Annotated in this window: 19 protein-coding genes; 9 read left to right on the forward strand and 10 right to left on the reverse strand. The window is 61.3% G+C overall.

The features are described from left to right. Positions 1-19: 19 nt before the first annotated feature. From AC3YMN_RS11910 to dld, 7 genes are all read left to right on the forward strand, one after another. On the forward strand, positions 20-547 hold the full coding sequence (locus tag AC3YMN_RS11910) for a TRAP transporter small permease (protein ID WP_489890142.1): 528 nt from the start codon (positions 20-22) through the stop codon (positions 545-547). Between the two features lie 5 nt (positions 548-552). After that, positions 553-1,836 (forward strand): TRAP transporter large permease, encoded by a 1,284-nt coding sequence (locus AC3YMN_RS11915; RefSeq protein WP_489890143.1) that lies wholly within the window; start codon positions 553-555, stop codon positions 1,834-1,836. Between the two features lie 3 nt (positions 1,837-1,839). Then, a complete protein-coding gene (locus AC3YMN_RS11920) occupies positions 1,840-2,568 on the forward strand; it encodes a FadR/GntR family transcriptional regulator (protein ID WP_489890144.1) in 729 nt (242 codons plus the stop codon). Positions 2,569-2,589: 21 nt separating this feature from the next. Next, positions 2,590-3,432, forward strand: a complete 843-nt coding sequence (gene kduI / locus AC3YMN_RS11925) for a 5-dehydro-4-deoxy-D-glucuronate isomerase (protein WP_489890145.1) — start codon at positions 2,590-2,592, stop codon at positions 3,430-3,432. Further along, the gene (gene kduD / locus AC3YMN_RS11930; RefSeq protein WP_489890146.1) at positions 3,429-4,193 is read left to right on the forward strand and encodes a 2-dehydro-3-deoxy-D-gluconate 5-dehydrogenase KduD; all 765 of its coding nucleotides are present in this window, start codon (positions 3,429-3,431) and stop codon (positions 4,191-4,193) included. The genes kduI and kduD overlap by 4 nt, the downstream gene beginning before the upstream one ends. Positions 4,194-4,197: 4 nt before the next feature. Next, entirely contained in the window at positions 4,198-4,524 is a 327-nt protein-coding gene (locus AC3YMN_RS11935) for a cupin domain-containing protein (RefSeq protein ID WP_248306945.1), read from the forward strand. 128 nt (positions 4,525-4,652) lie between these two features. Beyond that, positions 4,653-6,338, forward strand: a complete 1,686-nt coding sequence (dld, locus tag AC3YMN_RS11940) for a D-lactate dehydrogenase (protein WP_489890147.1) — start codon at positions 4,653-4,655, stop codon at positions 6,336-6,338. On the opposite strand, the gene AC3YMN_RS11945 is transcribed toward dld, so the two are convergent. The 5 genes from AC3YMN_RS11945 to AC3YMN_RS11965 form a co-directional block, all read right to left on the reverse strand. Beyond that, the gene (locus AC3YMN_RS11945) at positions 6,339-7,223 is read right to left on the reverse strand and encodes a DMT family transporter (protein WP_489890202.1); all 885 of its coding nucleotides are present in this window, start codon (positions 7,221-7,223) and stop codon (positions 6,339-6,341) included. A gap of 17 nt (positions 7,224-7,240) precedes the next feature. Next, positions 7,241-8,455, reverse strand: coding sequence for a mandelate racemase/muconate lactonizing enzyme family protein (locus tag AC3YMN_RS11950; protein WP_489890148.1), 1,215 nt, complete (start codon positions 8,453-8,455; stop codon positions 7,241-7,243). A gap of 124 nt (positions 8,456-8,579) precedes the next feature. Further along, complete coding sequence (locus AC3YMN_RS11955) at positions 8,580-9,590, reverse strand: TRAP transporter substrate-binding protein (RefSeq protein WP_489890149.1); 1,011 nt, start codon at positions 9,588-9,590, stop codon at positions 8,580-8,582. Between the two features lie 57 nt (positions 9,591-9,647). Next, positions 9,648-10,925 (reverse strand): TRAP transporter large permease, encoded by a 1,278-nt coding sequence (locus tag AC3YMN_RS11960; protein WP_127752725.1) that lies wholly within the window; start codon positions 10,923-10,925, stop codon positions 9,648-9,650. Further along, positions 10,922-11,458: a TRAP transporter small permease gene (locus tag AC3YMN_RS11965; protein WP_127752724.1), complete on the reverse strand. Its 537-nt coding sequence runs from the start codon at positions 11,456-11,458 to the stop codon at positions 10,922-10,924. Before AC3YMN_RS11965 ends, AC3YMN_RS11960 begins: the two co-directional genes overlap by 4 nt. Before the next feature lie 199 nt (positions 11,459-11,657). On the opposite strand from AC3YMN_RS11965, the gene gntR reads away from it, so the two are divergent. Then, positions 11,658-12,692 carry an HTH-type transcriptional regulator GntR gene (gntR, locus tag AC3YMN_RS11970; protein ID WP_489890150.1) on the forward strand — a complete coding sequence of 345 codons (1,035 nt, stop codon included), beginning with the start codon at positions 11,658-11,660 and terminating at the stop codon, positions 12,690-12,692. A 76-nt stretch (positions 12,693-12,768) separates the two neighbouring features. On the opposite strand, the gene AC3YMN_RS11975 is transcribed toward gntR, so the two are convergent. Then, positions 12,769-12,978 carry a YMGG-like glycine zipper-containing protein gene (locus AC3YMN_RS11975; RefSeq protein WP_127752722.1) on the reverse strand — a complete coding sequence of 70 codons (210 nt, stop codon included), beginning with the start codon at positions 12,976-12,978 and terminating at the stop codon, positions 12,769-12,771. A 148-nt stretch (positions 12,979-13,126) separates the two neighbouring features. Continuing rightward, on the reverse strand, positions 13,127-13,318 hold the full coding sequence (locus AC3YMN_RS11980) for a hypothetical protein (RefSeq protein ID WP_489890151.1): 192 nt from the start codon (positions 13,316-13,318) through the stop codon (positions 13,127-13,129). A 192-nt stretch (positions 13,319-13,510) separates the two neighbouring features. Between AC3YMN_RS11980 and AC3YMN_RS11985 the strand changes: the two genes are divergently transcribed. Then, positions 13,511-14,413, forward strand: a complete 903-nt coding sequence (locus AC3YMN_RS11985) for a S1C family serine protease (protein ID WP_127752720.1) — start codon at positions 13,511-13,513, stop codon at positions 14,411-14,413. A gap of 41 nt (positions 14,414-14,454) precedes the next feature. Here the strand turns inward: AC3YMN_RS11985 and AC3YMN_RS11990 are convergent, their stop codons facing one another. The 3 genes from AC3YMN_RS11990 to AC3YMN_RS12000 all read right to left on the reverse strand — a co-directional run bounded on the left by AC3YMN_RS11990 (position 14,455) and on the right by AC3YMN_RS12000 (position 17,849). Next, a complete protein-coding gene (locus AC3YMN_RS11990; protein WP_489890152.1) occupies positions 14,455-15,375 on the reverse strand; it encodes an MYG1 family protein in 921 nt (306 codons plus the stop codon). Between the two features lie 614 nt (positions 15,376-15,989). After that, a complete protein-coding gene (locus AC3YMN_RS11995) occupies positions 15,990-16,367 on the reverse strand; it encodes a septal ring lytic transglycosylase RlpA family protein (protein ID WP_127752718.1) in 378 nt (125 codons plus the stop codon). Positions 16,368-16,934: 567 nt separating this feature from the next. Beyond that, positions 16,935-17,849, reverse strand: a complete 915-nt coding sequence (locus AC3YMN_RS12000; protein ID WP_489890153.1) for an SMP-30/gluconolactonase/LRE family protein — start codon at positions 17,847-17,849, stop codon at positions 16,935-16,937. Positions 17,850-17,879 lie beyond the last annotated feature (30 nt).

Raw genomic sequence — 17,879 nt, forward strand, 5'->3', positions numbered from 1 at the left:
CCCATGAGGTCCAACTGCAATGCGAACCTGGCTCTTGCCCACCAGCCGCCGGCTGGGACAGCTCTCGACCGTCATTTTATGGCTGGCCGGCATTGGCCTTGTGGCGATGACGGCGATCGTTGCCTACCAGGTGTTCATGCGCTTTGTGATCAACGCCTCCCCCGCCTGGACGGAGAGCGGCTCGATCATGCTGATGACCTGGTTCATCTTCCTGGGCGCAGCCGTGGGGGTGCGCGAGAACTTCCATATGGGCTTTGACGTGCTGCTCTACGTCCTGCCGCCGGGCGCCAAGCCATGGCTGCGGGCCCTCAGCGATCTGTGCGTCTTGGCCTTTGCTTTGGGCATGGTGGTTTATGGCAGCGAATTGGCGGTGCGCTATTGGTCGACCCGCATTCCCGTGCTCGGCCTGCCTACATCCTTTACCTACTTCCCCATCGTCCTGTCTGGCGCGCTGATGTGCCTGTTTGCCGCCGAGCGCCTGCTGCTGCGCCTGGCCGGCGAGCCGATCGATGATGTTGCCGCCGACCCGACGATCACCGAGGCCTGAAGACAATGGAATACTGGATCCTTTTCGGCGTCTTTACCGTGCTGATGGTGATCGGCACCCCGATCGCCTTTTGCCTCGGGATCGCGAGCTTTGCCACCATCGTTTATCTCGGACGCCCGCCGGTGGTGGTGTTCCAGCAGCTCAATTCGGGTGTGTCGGCGTTCAGTCTGCTTGCCATTCCGTTCTTCATCTTTGCCGGCGATCTGATGATGCGGGGCGGGATTGCTTCGCGCATCATCTCCTTTGCCGGCTCGCTGATCGGGCATGTGCGGGGCGGCCTCGGGCAAGTCAATATCGCGGCCTCGACCCTCTTCGGTGGCATTTCGGGATCCGCCGTGGCCGAGGCTGCTGCGGTGGGTGGCATCATGATCCCGCAGATGAAGGCGCGCGGCTATGGCGCTGATTATGCGGTCAATGTCACGTCCATGGCGGCGCTGATCGCACTGCTGCTGCCGCCCAGCCACAACATGATCATCTATTCGCTTTCGGGCGGCGGCAATATCTCGATTGCCGATCTGTTCACCGCCGGGATCATCCCGGGTTTGCTGTTGGCGGTGGTGCTGGCGATCACCGCTTATTTCGTTGCCGTCAAGCGGGGCTACCCCACCGAGCCTTTTCCGGGCTTCCGGCGCGCCGGCTACTTCTTCCTTGTTTCCATCCCTGGCTTGATGCTCATCGTCATCATCTTTGGCGGGGTGCGCTCCGGGATATTCACCGCGACAGAAAGCTCCTGCATCGCGGTGATCTATGCGCTCCTCGTGACCCTCATCATTTACCGCTCGCTCAACTGGAGCGAGTTCGTCCACGCGGTGCTGGGGGCAGTGCGGACCACGGCAATGGTGTTGTTTATCATCGGAGCGGCGGCGAGCTTTGCCTGGCTAATGGCCTATCTGAAGGTCGCGCTCATTCTGACCGAAGGCATGGCGACGATCTCCTCGGACCCCCTGCTGGTCCTGCTGATGATCAATGTGGCCCTGCTGCTGCTGGGCACCTTCATGGATATGGGACCACTGATCATCATCACGACGCCGATCTTCTTGCCGATGGTGAAGGCATTTGGGGTGGACCCCGTGCATTTCGGGGTGATCATGATCCTCAATCTCGGGATCGGGCTCAATACGCCACCGCTCGGGCCGGTGCAGTTCGTGGCGGCTGCGGTGGGCAAGATCAGCGTGATGGAGGCGATGAAGAGTATCTGGCCGTTCTACCTTGCCGGGATCGTGGTATTGGGCCTGGTCACCTATATCCCTGCCCTGTCGCTGTGGCTGCCGGCGTTGTTCAGGGGATAGGCGATGAGCGCGACCGAAAGCTCCCCTGCCCTGCGAAGACCAAAGCTTGCTGACCTCGTGACCGGAACGCTGCGCCGGCGGATCGCGGCGGGCGAATATGATGCGAGCGGCAAACTGCCTACTGAGGGGCAGATGACGACGATCTTCGGCGTCAGCCGCACGGTGGTGCGCGAGGCAATCGCAGCTCTTGCAGCCGACGGGCTGGTGCAGTCGCGCCAGGGCGCCGGGGTGTTCGTTGTGCCCAGTCCGGCCAGCCCCTTCAACGCCCTGGGGGCGGAAAGCGCCAACAAGATTTCCGTCGCCATCAACGTGCTTGAAGTGCGCATGGGCATCGAGATCGAAGCCGCGGGTCTGGCAGCGGTGCGGCGCAGCGCCAGCCAGGAAGCTGCCATTCAGGAGGCCTGGAACGAGTTTGGCCGTTTGCTCAAGCTGGGAATTCCCACGGGGAAGACCGACTTCGCTTTCCATCGCGCGATTGCCGCGGCAACCAACAACCCATTCTACACCGAGGTGCTCGAAGCGCTGGGTAGCCGAACCATTCCGTGCGATGTGGCCTCGCCCTGGAGCACCGAAACTGTTCTAAGCCGTGAGTATCAGGCGGGGCTGCAGCGAGAACACCGCGACATCATGGAGGCGATCTCGGCACAGGACGCGGCCGCCGCACGTGAGGCCATGCGCCAGCATCTTTCCCGCAGCCAGGAGCGCTATCGCGCCCGCCTGCGCACCGTCTAACCCGCTTACCGAGGACCAGTTATGACCACTGAACATGAAATTCGCTTTGCCATCGACCCGGTCAGCGCGGCCACCATGAACACCGAGGAATTGCGGGAGCATTTCCTGATCGAGAGCCTGTTTACGCCGGGCGGAGTAAACTGGACCTATACCCATTATGATCGTATGGCCGTGGGTGGCGCCATGCCGGCAGGCTCGCCGCTCACGCTTGTATCCATTGCGCCTACTGGCACGGCGGCTTTTCTGGATCGGCGCGAACTGATTGCCGTTAATGTTGGCGGGCCCGGCAGCATCGAGGTGGATGGCACCAGGCACGAACTCGCGCCGCGCGACATGCTTTATATCGGCATGGGCAGCCAAGCGGTCAGCTTCGCTTCGGCCGGCGAGAGCGAGCCGGCCAAGTTCTACCTGCTGAGCGCACCGGCACATGCCGGGTACCCGACCAAGCTCATCCGGCAGAGCGACGCCAAGCGGCTCGACCTCGGCAGCCAGGAAACGGCCAACGAGCGGTCGATCTTCCAGTTCGTCAACGCCGATAGCGTGCAGACCTGCCAGTTGGTGGTCGGGCTGACGAGTTTTGCCCCGGGTTCGGTGTGGAACACCATGCCGGCCCATGTGCATGACCGGCGCATGGAGGCTTATCTGTATTTCGACCTCAAGCCCGACGCTCTGGTGGTGCATCTGATGGGCGAGCCGGAAGAAACCCGGCACCTGATCGTGCGCAACGAGCAGGCGGTGATCTCCCCGCCCTGGTCGATCCATGCGGGTGCGGGCACGGGGTCCTACACCTTTATCTGGGCGATGGCCGGCGACAATGTCGACTATACCGATGTCGAAAAGGTCGGCATGGAGCAATTGTTGTGATCGACCTTTCGGCATTCAGCCTTCAAGGCAAAACGGTGGTGGTGACCGGCGCCAATACGGGGATCGGCCAAGGCATCGCAGTATCGGTCGGACGGGCCGGCGCGCGCGTGATCGGGGTTGGCCGATCCAGCATGGATGAAACTGCGGGGTTGCTGGCGGAACTGGCGGCCCCGTTCGTGCCAGTGCAGGCAGACCTGAGTTCAACCAGCGCCGCCCAAGCCATGTTCGATGCCGTATGGGACCAACATGGCCCGGTGGATGGGCTGGTCAACAATGCCGGCATCATCAGGCGGGCCGATGCGGTTGACCTCACGGAAGCCGATTGGGACGATGTGATGGACACCAATCTCAAGAGCATGTTCTTTCTCTGCCAGGCTTTGGGACGAAAGGCGCTGGCGGCGAACCGTCCGGCGCGGATCGTCAACATTGCGTCCATGCTCAGCTTCCAGGGTGGCGTGCGGGTGGCGAGCTATACGGCGTCCAAGAGCGGCGTGCTCGGCATCACCCGGCTGCTGGCCAATGAATGGGCGGCGCAGGGCATCAATGTGAATGCCATAGCCCCCGGCTATATCCAGACCAACAATACCGCGGCCCTGCGGGCCGATCCGGAACGTTCGTCCGCGATCCTCGGGCGGATACCAGCGGGGCGCTGGGGTGCCCCTGCCGATATTGGCGATGCGGCAGTGTTCTTGCTGTCAAACGCTGCAAACTACATGCATGGCGCTGTCATCCCCGTGGATGGCGGCTGGCTCGCGAGGTAATGAAATGAAGCTCTTTGCACAGGCCGAAGAAACCCCTTGGACCGAGCTGGGCCCCGGCAATAAACGACGGGTGCTGATCCACTCCGACGAACTGATGCAGGTCGAGTTCGCCTTCGAAGCCGGTGCGATCGGCGCCTTGCACAGCCATCCCCATATCCAGGTGAGCTATGTGGCGGAGGGCTCGTTCGAAGTCACCATCGACGGGGTAACCCAAACCGTCGGCCAAGGGGGCAGCTTCATCGTGCCGTCAGGGCTGGTCCATGGCGTCAAGGCGCTTGAGCGGGGCCGCCTCGTGGATGTGTTCACGCCACATCGTGCCGATTTCCTCTAAGCAGTTCTGCGCCCCTGCGGTCTGCCGATGAAAAGCGCTGATTATTGAACGTCTCGGTCACCTCGGAGGCGTGAAAACTAGTTTGCGCTGTGCTAAGCGGCAAATGTCTGAAATTTCGGAGCTGCAGCATGGAACGGCTGATCGACACTTTCGAAGCGATTGTGGGACCGGGACATGTGCATGTAGGCGAGCGAGCCACCCGCCGCTTCCGCAAGGGCTATCGTTATGGCGATGGAGAAATCCTGGCTGCGGTGCGGCCGGCGACGCTGCTCGAGCAATGGCGGGTGCTCGAGGCCTGCGTTGCGGCCGATGTGATCGTCATCTTCCAGGCGGCTAATACGGGCCTGACCGGCGGGTCAACGCCGGCAGGGAACGATTATGACCGACCCATCGTCATCATCAACACGATGCGGATCGACCGGATCGACCTGATCGAGGACGGGCGCCAGGTGATCGCCCTGCCCGGCGCCACCCTCGACAAGCTGGAAAAAGCCCTGCGGCCGATCGGGCGCGAGCCCCATTCGGTGATCGGATCGAGCTGCATTGGGGCTTCGGTGACAGGCGGGGTGTGCAACAATTCGGGCGGCTCGCTGATCCGGCGCGGGCCGGCCTATACGCAGTTTGCCCTTTATGCGCAGATCGATGCGGAAGGACGATTGCAGCTGGTCAACCATCTGGGTGTGGCGCTAGGCGATGATCCCGAGACGGTGTTGTCGCGGCTGGACCGGAAGGATTACCGGGACAGCGACATCACTCATGCCAGCAATCAGTGGGCTTCGGACAAGCAATATTGCGAGCATGTGCGCGATATCGATGCCCCGACGCCGGCACGGTTCAATGCCGATCCGCGGCGGCATTATGAGGCTTCGGGCTCGGCCGGCCGCATCGGCGTGTTTGCGGTGCGGCTCGACACCTTCGAGGCGGACAAGGATGTGACCGTGTTCTATATCGGCGCTAATGACCCCAACACCTTGGGCGAGATCCGGCGCGATATCCTGGCCAAGTTCGAGAACCTGCCCATTGCCGGGGAATATATCCACCGGGAGGCCTATGAGACCGCGCAGGTCTACGGCAAGGATTTGTTCCTGTTCATCCGCGCCTTTGGGACCGACAATGTGCCCAAGGCCTATTCCGCCAAGAGCTGGTTCGATGGCCTGACCGAGCAGTTGCGGCTCGGCTCCACCATTGGCGATCATGTGCTGAATGCCCTGGCGCGGCTGTGGCCGGAGCACCTACCCAAGCGGATGAATGCGTATCGGGATCGCTATACCCATCATCTGCTGCTCAAAATGGGTGGCCCCGGAGTGGCCGAGGCGCGCGACTATCTTGCAGCACGGTTGCCGAGCGGGGATGCGGACTTCTTTGAGTGCACCAAGGAAGAAGGCGAGGCCGCGTTCCTCCATCGCTTCGTCGTGGGTGGATCAGTGGTGCGCTATCGCGCCACCCACAAGCAAACGGTGGAGAACATCGTGGCGCTGGACGTCGCCCTGCCCCGCAATGCCATCGACTGGTTTGAAACCTTGCCGGCCAGCATCACCGACCGGATCGAGCGCACGATCTATTGCGGGCATTTCTTCTGCCATGTGCTGCACCAGGAATATCTGGCGAAGAAAGGCGTGGATTGCCATGCGCTCGAAGAGGAGATGCTGACGATCCTCGACACGCGGGGCGCGCAATATCCGGCCGAGCACAATGTGGGGCATCTCTACAAGGCGCAGCCGGCGCTCGAGGACTTCTACCGGAGCCTTGATCCAACCAACAGCTTTAACCCGGGCATCGGCAAGACCTCCCGCAAGAAGATGTGGGCGGCCTGATCAACCCGGTTCAGGCTGGGCCGCGCCGAGTTCGGCCTTGGCGCGGTTTTCGCGCAGATAGATGATGAAGCTCGAGGCGAGGATGATGGCCGCGCCGAGGAGCGTCAGCGGGCGCGGCAGATCGCCAAAGAACAGATAGCCCAGGATAATGGCCCAGGGCAGCAGCGTATATTGCAGGGGCGCGATGGTTGCCGCATCGGCCAGCTTGACCGCACGATTGACCCCGATATGGGCCACCATGGCCACAACGCCGAGCGCGCCGAGCAGCAGGAAGTCGGGGGCGGTGGGCGTGGTCCAGCTGAAGGGGGTCAGCACCAGGCCTGCGACCAGTGCGCCGCCGAGCTGGAACAGCACCAGCGTGGTATCGGGCGTGCCGCGCAGGCTGCGGCCAGTGATCATCATTAGCGCAAAGGCAAGCGTGCCGACCAATGCGGCGCCGAGCGCAATGAAATTGATCTCACCCGAGGGCGTCAGCGCCACGAGCACGCCGACGAAGCCCAGGGCAATGGCCGCCCAGCGCACCGGACCGACCTTTTCCTTGAGCAGGATTGGCGAAAGGGCTGCGACATAGATGGGCGCGGCAAGCCAGTAGGTCATCACGTCGGCGAGCGGCAGATAATACACCGCCCAGTAAAAGCAGAACACTTCGGCGGTGGAGAACACGACGCGCATGAACTGCAGCCACGGGCGCTCGGCCGAAAGGATCGGGCGCAGTCCCGCTTTCCACAGGAAGGGCAAGAGGATCAGCAGCGCCACGGCGGAGCGCAGCAGCAGGACCTGACCGACCGAATAGGTCGAGACCAGCCACTTGCCCATCGCATCATTGAGCGAGAACAGGAACATCGCCAGCAGCATGACGAGCACCCCCATTCGAGCGGGGGACATGGCTGGCTTAGATGTGGTCACGTCACTTCTCCGTCGGCGCCTGAGCGGCGGTGGATGGCATCGGGGCGGGTAAACAACTCAGGCAGAAGCTCAAGCCCCAAGCCGGGCGCGTCGGCGACCGAAATCTCGCCTTTGCTGACGAGGGGCAACGCGGTCACAAGCTCGGTGTACCAGCCGGTGTAAAAGGCTCGCACGGACTCCTGGATCAGGGTGTTTCGCGCATGGAGCGAAAAATGGCAGGAGGCCATGAACACGACGGGACCCGTGCAATCATGGGGCGCCACCGGAATGTGGTGCGCTTCGGCGAGTGCAGCGATTTTCCGCGCTTCGGAGAGGCCACCGCACCAGGACAGATCGAGCATGGCAACGCCCGCGACACCGGTCGCGAGATAGTCGCGGAAGGCATGGGGATAGGCCAGCGTTTCAGAGGCACAGATCATCGCATCGGAATGGGGCGCATAGGCCTTGAGCGTCTCGAGGCTATCCATGCGAACAGGATCTTCGTGCCAGAAGGTGTCGTAGGGCTTGAGCGCGCGGGCGATGCGCTGGGCGGCCGGCAATTTCCACAGTGAGTGGAACTCCACCATGATGTCCATCTTGTCCCCTACCGCACGGCGGATGCGCTCAAAGGGCGCCAGAGCGATCGTGAGCTCCTCGGCAGAGATATCCAGGCCATTGGTACGCTCGGCCGCCAAGTCGAAGGGCCAGATCTTCATGCCGGTTACGCCCTGCTCGAGCAGGGAGTGGGCCAGATCGTCGGCGCGGTTAAGGAATGCGTCCAAGTCTTCGTATGGACCGGGAGCGGCTTCGCCCATGCCCCAATTGGCAACACTTTGCGCACGCGCATCGCGGATGTAACGGTAACCGGCGCAGGTGTTGTAGGTGCGGATCTTGTCGCGCGACTTCCCACCCAGCGCCACCGAGATCGGCACCCCAAGCACTTTGCCGAAGATGTCCCAAAGCGCGATATCCACCGCGGAATTTCCGCGTGTTTCCACACCGGCCCCGCGCCAGCCTAGATAACCGATCAGGTCCCGATTAATGGCTTCGATCTGCAGCGGGTCACGGCCGATCAGTTTTGGCGCAACTGTCTCGTGGATATGGGCTTCAACGGCTGCGGCGCCCATGAAGGTTTCGCCCAGTCCGGTGACGCCTTCGTCGGTGCGCAGAATAATCCAGACGATGTTGGCAAATTCGGCAAGCCGAAGCGTCTCGACGCCGGTGATCTTCATCTAGGCAATCCGGGAGCGGTTGTCCGCGCCGTGCTGAATAACGAGCAGCGGATTGGGTAGGCAGGGCGGGATAGAAGAGGCGGAACCAAAGCACTGGTCCCGCCCCCGTGATGCGCTCGCGGGTTTAGCCGCGGATTTCGGCTAGGGCCGCGTTGACGCGCTCGACGACCTCGGCACCGATGGTGGCGGCACTGCGCTCGTAGACGCCCTGCACGGCTTCGCGGATCTTGGCCATGTTCTCTGGCGAGATGTCGTTGACCTCGAGGCCCGCATCCTTGATCCGCTGGAGCGACTGCTCGGAAAGCGTGCGGCTGGCCTTGCGCTGCACGTCGCGGCCAACCACGGAGCATTCCTGCAGGATCTGCTGCTCTTCGGCCGAGTAGGTGTCAAAGATTGGCTTCGAGAACAGGACCATGAACGGCGTATAGGCGTGGCGGGTGTTGGAGACGTAATCCTGCACTTCAAAGAAGCGCGAGGTGTCGATCGTCACATAGGGGTTTTCCTGCGCATCGATTGCGCCGGTTTCGAGGGCTGTGAACACTTCGCCGAATGCCATTGGCGTGGCGTTGGTGCCCAGCGTCTGGAAGGTATCGAGGAAGATGTTGTTCTGCATCACGCGAACGCGCATGCCCTTGAAGTCCTCAAGGCTTTCCACCGGACGCAGCGAGTTGGAAAGATTGCGGAAGCCGTTCTCCCAATAGGACAAGTTGACCAAGTTGTGCTTGGGCATCATATCGGCGATGTACTGGCCGAATTCGCCATCCAGCAGGGCATCAGCTTCCTGTTCGCTCGAGATCAGGAATGGCAGATCAAACACGCCCAGTGCCGGCTCGATGGCGACAAGTGGCGAGCTCGAGGAAATCACCATTTCCAGCGTGCCGGAGCGAAGCGACTGGGCGGACTGCAGATCGTCGCCCAGCGCCGAGCTCCAGAAGGCGTTGACGGTCCAGGCGCCGTCGGTGCGCTCGGCGATGCACTGGGTCATCGCGTCGACGCCGTCCCCCACCGGATGATCGGCGGCAATGCCGTTGGCGATGCGAATGGTGCGCTGGGATACTTCGGCGCTGGCCGGGACGGTCAGGGCCGCAATCAGGGTTGCCGATACGGTTGCGGCAAGAAGTGCCTTGAGTGTCATGTGGTTGTCCTCCTCTTTTGGACGTCGTTCTTTAGTCGTCAGGTCCTCGCGGCGGGGCTAGCGCAGCCAGCGCAACGGCGTGAGGACAAGTTCTGGAAACAGTACCAGCAGCAGCAGCACAAAACAGTGCGCCAGCAGGAACGGCATCACGCCGGTGATAACCTTGCCAAGCGGCACGCGCGCTACGCCGCTCACCACATTGAGTACGACACCAACGGGCGGCGTCAGCAGGCCGATGCAGTTGTTCATGATGAACAGGACGCCGAAGTAGACCGGGTCGATACCGGCCTGACGCACGATGGGCATCAGGACCGGGGTAAGAATGAGAATGGTGGGGGTGAGATCGAGCGCCGTACCGACGACGAATACCAGCACCATGATGAGCAGCATCAGGAGCAGTTGGTTGCCCATCACCGGCTCAAGAATGCGGGTGATCTCGCCCGGGATGTTGGCGCTGGTGATGAGCCAGGCCGAAACCAGCGCACCAGCGACGAGGAACAGGACAACCGATGTGGTCTTGGCTGCGCGCAGGAACACCCAATAAAGATCGACAAGCTTGAGTTCGCGATAGATGAACAGGCCGACGAACATGGCGTATACGGCGGCGATCACACCAGCCTCGGTTGGCGTAAAGATGCCGAAGCGAATGCCGCCCAGAATGATCACGGGCATCATCAGCGCCCAGCCAGCACGCAAGGTGGCACGGCCGCGGGCACCCCAATCCTGCTTGGGCAGGACCTCGACGCCATCCCGGCGCGACACGATGGACCAAGCAACTAGCAGCGCCACCGCCATCAGCAGGCCCGGCACGATGCCGGCCAGGAACAGCTGAGTGATCGACACATTGGCGGCCACGCCAAAAACGATGAAGGCGATGGAAGGTGGGATCACTGGGGCGATAATGCCGCCCGCTGCGATCAAGCCAGCAGAACGAGGCACGTTGTAGCCGGCCTTGCTCATCATGGGGATCAGGATGGCGGCCAGCGCTGCCGTGTCGGCGGCCGCAGAACCCGACAGCGAGGCCATGATCAGGGCTGCGAAGATGGCGACAAAGCCGAGGCCGCCACGGAGATGCCCAACAAAGGAGATGGCGAAATCGATGATGCGCTTGGACAGGCCACCCGCATTCATCAACTCACCGGCGAGGATGAAGAACGGAATGGCCAGCAGAATGAAGCTGTTGGTGCCATCGACCATGTTCTGAGCGACGATCTGCGGATTGAAGATGCCCATATAGGTCATGAGCACGATGCCGCAGAACATCAGCGCAAAGGCGATCGGTGCGCCGATGGCCATGGCGCCCAGCAGTGACGAGAGGAATACGAACAGCGTCATTCGCCGCGCTCCAGCAAGCTGTCGATACTCTCGTAGTCACCCACGAACTGGGCGATCTCGCCTTCGGTCACCCGGCCGGTGAAAATTCGGAACAGCCGCCAGATCGCGATCACACCAATGCCGGCCGCGGTAAAGAAGGTGACACCGAACACATAAGCCAGGGGCATGCCAGCCACCGGCGAACGCATCGAGGCGTTGATCGGCGCCTGCATCCACGTGCCCCAGAACAGAACCACCACGCAAAACAGGATGAGGATGTTGGTCAGCGCCATGCAGATGATGCGGCCACGGCGACCGAACCGCCGGACCAGCGTTTCGACACCCAGATGACCATTCTCGCTGAAGGCCAACACGGCCCCGATAAAGGTGAGCCAGACAAAGAAGAACCGGCTCATTTCCTCGGAAATGACCAGGCCGGAATTAAAGCCGTAGCGAAGCACGACATTGAGAAAGATCATGGCCGCCATGCCTGCAAGCAGCAGCACAAGGGATACCTCGATGATCCTGCCGATGCCCGAAGTGAGCCGCCTCATGGCAAGCATGCCCCGAGCGTGGCGAACGGAGTCGCATTGGTCACGATGATCTTCTCCCCACGGCCTGCCGCACATTGCGGCCTGCCGCTCTCCCCTCACGACTGCCCTGGTCAGCCGTCAATATAGACAACGGCTTAAATGACAGCGTATGTCATTGTCAACGGCTCACCTGCTGCGGACGGGTGCATTTGGAGGGGCGATGGGGGAAAATGGCAGAAGTTACAGGGCGGTAACGCTCAAGGATGTTGCGGCCGCTGCTGGTGTAAGCGTTATCACCGCATCTCGCGCTTTGCGGACGCCTGACATAGTGTCCGGGCTTGCTTTGGCGAGGGTAAAAGAAGCCGTTGCGAGTCTCGGCTATACACCTAACCAGGCAGCCCGCGCGCTCGCATCCGCGACCACCTCGACCATCGGGGTGATCATCCCATCCCTAACCAACCAGGTCTTTGCGGAAGTGCTGCGGGGCATTTTCGACGCGGCGGAAGGCACAGCTTACCAAGTGCAGCTGGGCAATTCGCGTTATACGAACCGCAAGGAAGAAGAGCTTCTGCGCTTGTTTGGTGCACAACGTCCCGCGGGGCTCGTGGTCGCGGGAATCGATCAAAGCGAATTGGCGCGTGCCATGCTCGACAGCTTCGGCTGTCCGGTGGTGCAGATCATGGACATCGGCGCCAGCCCAATCGACATGATGATCGGGTTTGACCACCGGGAAGGCGGGCGCGCCGCGGCGCGGCACCTGCTGGAGAAAGGTTATCGGCGCATCGGTTTCATTGGAGCCCGTATGGACCCGCGCGCGCAACGGCGGCTGGAGGGATATCGGGACGTTTTGCAAGCTGTCGATCTGTTTGACGAAAGGCTGATCTATACCAGCCCGCACCCATCTTCGGTCACCCGAGGCGCGGAGATGCTCGCCGATTTTCTGGAACTGGTGCCGGATGCAGATGCCGTATTCTGCAACAATGATGACATGGCCCTGGGCGCCCTTTTCGAGTGCCAGCGGCGACATATCCGGGTACCGAGCCAGTTCGGCATTATGGGCTATAACGACCTGGAATATGCTGCAGCTAGCGCGCCGAGCGTGTCATCGATCCGCACGCCGCGCTACGAAATGGGGCGCCAGGCGATCGGAATGATCATTGCCGCCGCGAATGGCGAGCGCCCTGTGCCCGCGGTGGTGAACCTTGGTTTCGAGCTCAAGGCGAGAGACAGTACGGATCGTCAGATCAGCGACTGACGCCAACCTATCGCTAATGAAAAAAGGGGCCCGAGCGAACTCAAGCCCCAGACAATCGCGAAACGTATTGGCCGCCCTATCGGGAGTTCCGGCCAATAACGGCGCCCGTCGCGCCACCGGCGACGCCACCGACAACGGCACCGGGCGTGCCAGCGACCGCGCCGCCGACAACTGCGCCAGCGCCAGCGCCAATCGCAGCGCCAGCGACAGTACGCTCAGTGGTGGTGCACGCAGTAAGGGACATGGCCCCAACAAGGACCAAGGCAATAGGTGCAATCTTCTTCATGTTTTCCTCCGGAGGTAAGATGGAGAGTGAACCACTAAAATCCTATGTGGTTCCAACCGAGATTGCCGCAACTTAGATCAAAGCCGCAAGGATTGTCGTTGAGGGAGTGGGACTTACCTTCCTGGATTGCCGAAATGAGCTCCTGGCGTCAGCCGGTTGTAGTGTAGGTGGCTAGCAACCAGGCCTTCAGCTCGGACTTATCCAAAATGGAAGCGGGCAACTGGTCGGGCAAGGCAAAGCCGTGCCGGCGCAGCGTCGCGCTCAGCGCGAGAGCGCGGTTTTGCGGGTTGACGACCTGCATTGTTCGTTCTGCGATCTCTGCCGCGAGGGTCTTGGACATGCGTTTTGTCAATGTTTCACTCCGAAGCTGACAGGCGCCAGTGAACGTAAAGCACGAGGCCAGCTTCTGTATGGCACTTCACTCTCGCGGTTTGAACCGGCAGAGCATGTTAACGGGCTGGAGACGAGCCTTGCGGCTGTGCGATATCATCCTATCTGGAACAAGTGCATGGCTCGCCGTGGGGAGATAGAAATGACCAACAAGTTCCGAACCTCCATTGTGTCCCTCAGGGCGATGGTGCCCGAAACGGCATTCACCGCCTCGACCCTGGGTACGATCCGCGAAGGCAGCGGCGTCGTCATCAACACCACCGGCTTGGTCCTGACCATCGGATATCTCATCACCGAGGCTGAGGAAGTATGGCTAACCACGCATGACGGGCGGGTTGTCTACGCCCATGTGCTCGGCATCGACCAGCAAACCGGATTTGGCCTCGTCCAGGCTTTGGGAGAACTGGATCTCCCTGCCCTTACCCTTGGCAGTTCCGGTGCCACCAAGTTGGGGGATATCGGCACTATTATTGATGGGGAAGGCAGTGAGGTGCTGACCGAGATTGTCGCCAAGCAGGAATTCGCCGGCTACTGGGAATACCTGCTTGATGAGGCAATCTTTACCGCGCCGTTCCACCCTTCCTGGGGCGGGGCTGCGCTGGTGGATCCGCAGGGTCAGTTGATCGGACTGGGTTCGCTGCGCCTGCAGATGCTGCAACTCGGGCGCACCACGGACATCAATATGTTCGTGCCGATCGATTTGTTGAAGGACATCCTTGATGACCTCGTCAACCTCGGGCGGTCGCGGAACGAGCCTCGCCCGTGGCTAGGCGTATTCACGGCCGAGCAGAACAACGAGGTGATCGTGATGAGCGTCGCCGAGCACGGCCCCGCTGCAGACGCGGGGCTCAAGAGCGGGGACATCATCAGTGAGCTCGACGGCCACGCTATCAATGGCCTGAGTGATTTTTACCGCAAGCTTTGGACCACGTCCCCGGTGGGCTCCGAGTTCGCCTTACGCTTGGTCCGAGACGGGAGAGACAATTGGGTCCGGGTAAAAACCGCGGACCGCAACAGCTTCCTGCAAAAGCCGCAACTGCAGTAACGAACAACGCCCCTGCCCGGAGGTATCGGAGCGGAGTGGGATCAGGAGGTAATTTCTCGAACAGCCAAGTCGGCCATGGCCAGGATGGCGTCGCGAGACTTTGCCGCCGCGATGAACCGCCCATTGTGGCAGAAGCTCGCGCCCTCGACGCCGCAGACGGCCTCGAGATCGCCATTGGTCAGGCCAGCCCATGCGGCGGGAAGATCCGCTCGGAGCTTGAATTCGCCTTGCACGACGGGAATGCCGCCCAGGCACCAATCCTTGTCGCGGGGATGGACCACAAAGAGCAGGTGGTCGGCACCTGATTTCGCGATCGCTGATCGGTATGGCATGCCTTGGGGAAGCTCTAGGATCCGTCCTGAGCCGGCTGTTTCGATGGCCTGCAAAACCACTTGCTCCGCGCGCAATTTGGCAGCCCTGCGAGCGACATTGCCCTCAACAAACCGGCTGACAATGGCGAGAGCTTCGGCAAAGGCTCTGTCTTCGCTTGCCGGATCGGCCTGATCAAAGGGGGGCCTGAGACTATCCAGCAAAGCCGGCAGGGTCAGTTCGGCCAAGGCCCCCGCGACGGTGGCGCTGAGCGCGCCATTGTCCATCAGGTCGACCGGGAGAACGAATTCGCTGTCAAAGGAGGCGTGCACCTCATCCAAATTGGCGTCGACGATCCCTGAGGCACGGAGATAATCGCGTCCGTAGTGCTTCCAGACCAAGCCAAAGGAGCTGAACGGCTCGCCGCTGTCCCGAACCGGCGCACCGCGCTGATGGTGATCGAAGATCTGTGCTGCGGCATCATAGGCGCCGCCAACATCGTAGATGATGCGGTCTTGGGCGGGAGTAATCCACTGTGCACCGCGGGAGCGGATTAGTTGCGCATCGGGGAAGAGCCGGGTCAGAACGACGCTGGACAGGAGTTCGTCGGCGTGAAAGCCACCGGAGTGAGTAACGAGAAAGTTCGGCTGCAAAACGGGAACGCGCCTTTCTTGGGCAGAGCGATACGGCGCCTAGCATCTGGCTCGCCGATAAACCAGTGGCGCATGGCAACAAAAGTGCGGGAGGCGCCAAGCTCTACCCCGAATGGCGGATGATCAGAAGCGCAGGACTTAGCGAACAGCAGCCGATCGCTGGACCGGCTGCTTGGGGCAACTTGCGCAGTCTTCTGGGTCAACGCTGGCTTGGCTATCGGCTGGCGAAGTAGGGGTTCTCCGGGAAATCTCCTACCAAGCAGCGCGAGAAGCCGCGGGTGCCGGGCCGATAATCGAGCCGCACGCATGCCGCACGGCGGTCAGCTTCAGGAAACGCGGCGACATAGCCGCGGCCGGGCCGCAGCGCCGCGACGGAATCCACATTTCCCCTGGCGGGTGTCGGTTCGACGCGCCGAACCACTGGCTGCGGCTGAACAATAACCGCAGTTGGTGGTGATAAGACCACGACGCGCTCTCGAGACGTAGAACAGCCTGCCAGTGCCACAGCGGCTGCGAAGACTACAAGGACTTTACGCATGATGATCACCTCTGCTTGAAGAACACCCGTCTTATTGGTTTGTTCCCAAGCGCATTGAGGTGCAATTTCTGCTTATTTATGCGAGTATTTCTACAGTGACCGACGCGGTCCCGGAGCCGATCATGCCGATGGCCTGGGCAGCGCCTTTGGAGAGGTCGATGATCCGGCTGCCAACGTAAGGTCCACGATCATTGATCCGCACGATGACGGACTTGCCGTTCTTCTTGTTGGTCACACGAACCTTGGTGCCGAACTTGAGGGATTTGTGAGCCGCGGTGAGCTGGTGCATATTGTACTTCTCACCATTAGCCGTGGTGCGCCCGTGAAAGCCGGGGCCATACCAGGAAGCCACACCTGACAAAGTGCTGTCCTTGGCGAAGGCTTGTGGAGCCATTGGAACTGCGGCGAGGGTGAGGGAAAGAGCAACGGCGGCGGCTTTGAAAATCTTCTGCATTAAGGGAACGATATCTCGTTGTTGACGTTGAGGTCAGCATTAAAGGGATCGTTGCGGCCCCAATGGGCGGACAGAGCGGCTGGATTAGGGTGATTCTGGGACCCTGCCGCATTGCGTCCTTATTGTGGGGCATTGCTGCCCAACATGCGTCCGAATCGGGATCGTCAACCCTGCGACAGGTGTGCCTGGTCGACGCAGGTCGCGGTGTAGCTTGACATTGAGGACGCTCGTCACGCGCCGCTGTAACCTGTGCTCGCACGCACCGGCCGAGATGTTGGACCCGTTGGGAACAGGGATTTAACACTTCAATGCTGCGGAAAGCCCGCACGACACGGCTCGGGAGATCGGGAGCGGAGCACGCAGCAAAGAACAGGAAACGGCGCGCAATGCACCCTCTCTATCTCGTGACCGGGGAGCGTCTTGCGGGTAGGCCAGCCGCAACTATCTAAGGGTCAAGCCGGTGCGCGATCCCCTCCTCGCGGCCGCCGGCGAAAAGAAGGCCCTGGCGCTGTTATAGCTGCCGGGGCCTTTGTTTTTTGTGCGGTGCCTCCCGTTGAGTGGTCGGGCTCAGAAGGTCTTTGCGCCGTTAACGAAGAGGCGCACGGAATACAGTGTCGTTGTGGCGCAGATAAAGAGCCGGTCCCGCTTGGGTCCGCCAAAGCAGACATTAGCCACGACTTCGGGAATGCGCACCTTGCCGATCAGGGTGCCATCGGGATCATAAACGTGTACGCCATCGGCAGCCGAGGTCCAGATGCGGCCATCCGTATCGAGGCGGAAGCCGTCGAACAGCCCGGCCGTGCAATCCGCAAAGACCCGACCGCCTGAGAGCGTGCCATTCTCGCCGACTTCGAACACGCGCATATGCGCCGGGTTCTGCGGGCCATGGGTGCGGCCGGTGTCGACGACGTAAAGCAGCTTTTCATCGGGCGAGAACGCCAGGCCGTTTGGCTTGACGAAGTCATCACAGACAATGGTGAGTGCGCCGGAAGCGGGATCGATCCGGTAGACATTGGACGCGCCGATCTCGCTTTCGGCCTTGTTGCCCTCGTAGTCAGAATCGATGCCATAGGTCGGGTCGGTAAACCAGATCGAGCCGTCCGACTTGACCACCACGTCATTGGGGCTGTTCAGCCGCTTGCCGTTGTAGTTGTCGGCAAGGACCGTGATGGAGCCGTCATGCTCGGTGCGGGTGACGCGGCGGGTGCCATGTTCGCAGGTAACAAGGCGACCCTGGCGGTCAACGGTGTTGCCGTTGCTGTTGTTGGCGGGCTGGCGGAAGACGCTGACGGCGTCGCTGGCCTCATCATAGCGCAGCATGCGGTTGTTGGGCGCGTCGGACCAGACGAGGTAGCGCCCGGCCGGGAAGTATGCGGGACCCTCGGCCCAATGGCAGTCTTGGTAAAGCTTATGGACATTGGCCGTGGTGCACGGCAGGCGCGCAAAGCGTTCGTCCAGAACTTCATAATCCGATGCAGCCAAAATACCCTCCTCCGAGATTGCTTCTTGGGC

Source organism: Devosia sp. Z11_6 (assembly GCF_058133665.1).

Excerpts from the sequence above, each read along its gene's own strand:
- AC3YMN_RS11950 (WP_489890148.1), bottom strand. The coding sequence starts at position 8,455 with ATGAAGATCACCGGCGTCGAGACGCTTCGGCTTGCCGAATTTGCCAAC.
- AC3YMN_RS11960 (WP_127752725.1), bottom strand. The coding sequence starts at position 10,925 with ATGACGCTGTTCGTATTCCTCTCGTCACTGCTGGGCGCCATGGCCATC.
- kduI (WP_489890145.1), top strand. The coding sequence starts at position 2,590 with ATGACCACTGAACATGAAATTCGCTTTGCCATCGACCCGGTCAGCGCG.
- AC3YMN_RS11945 (WP_489890202.1), bottom strand. The coding sequence starts at position 7,223 with ATGTCCCCCGCTCGAATGGGGGTGCTCGTCATGCTGCTGGCGATGTTC.
- AC3YMN_RS11915 (WP_489890143.1), top strand. The coding sequence starts at position 553 with ATGGAATACTGGATCCTTTTCGGCGTCTTTACCGTGCTGATGGTGATC.
- AC3YMN_RS11985 (WP_127752720.1), top strand. The coding sequence starts at position 13,511 with ATGACCAACAAGTTCCGAACCTCCATTGTGTCCCTCAGGGCGATGGTG.
- dld (WP_489890147.1), top strand. The coding sequence starts at position 4,653 with ATGGAACGGCTGATCGACACTTTCGAAGCGATTGTGGGACCGGGACAT.
- AC3YMN_RS11965 (WP_127752724.1), bottom strand. The coding sequence starts at position 11,458 with ATGAGGCGGCTCACTTCGGGCATCGGCAGGATCATCGAGGTATCCCTT.
- AC3YMN_RS11980 (WP_489890151.1), bottom strand. The coding sequence starts at position 13,318 with ATGTCCAAGACCCTCGCGGCAGAGATCGCAGAACGAACAATGCAGGTC.
- AC3YMN_RS11920 (WP_489890144.1), top strand. The coding sequence starts at position 1,840 with ATGAGCGCGACCGAAAGCTCCCCTGCCCTGCGAAGACCAAAGCTTGCT.
- AC3YMN_RS11910 (WP_489890142.1), top strand. The coding sequence starts at position 20 with ATGCGAACCTGGCTCTTGCCCACCAGCCGCCGGCTGGGACAGCTCTCG.
- AC3YMN_RS11995 (WP_127752718.1), bottom strand. The coding sequence starts at position 16,367 with ATGCAGAAGATTTTCAAAGCCGCCGCCGTTGCTCTTTCCCTCACCCTC.
- gntR (WP_489890150.1), top strand. The coding sequence starts at position 11,658 with ATGGGGGAAAATGGCAGAAGTTACAGGGCGGTAACGCTCAAGGATGTT.
- AC3YMN_RS11955 (WP_489890149.1), bottom strand. The coding sequence starts at position 9,590 with ATGACACTCAAGGCACTTCTTGCCGCAACCGTATCGGCAACCCTGATT.
- AC3YMN_RS11975 (WP_127752722.1), bottom strand. The coding sequence starts at position 12,978 with ATGAAGAAGATTGCACCTATTGCCTTGGTCCTTGTTGGGGCCATGTCC.
- AC3YMN_RS11935 (WP_248306945.1), top strand. The coding sequence starts at position 4,198 with ATGAAGCTCTTTGCACAGGCCGAAGAAACCCCTTGGACCGAGCTGGGC.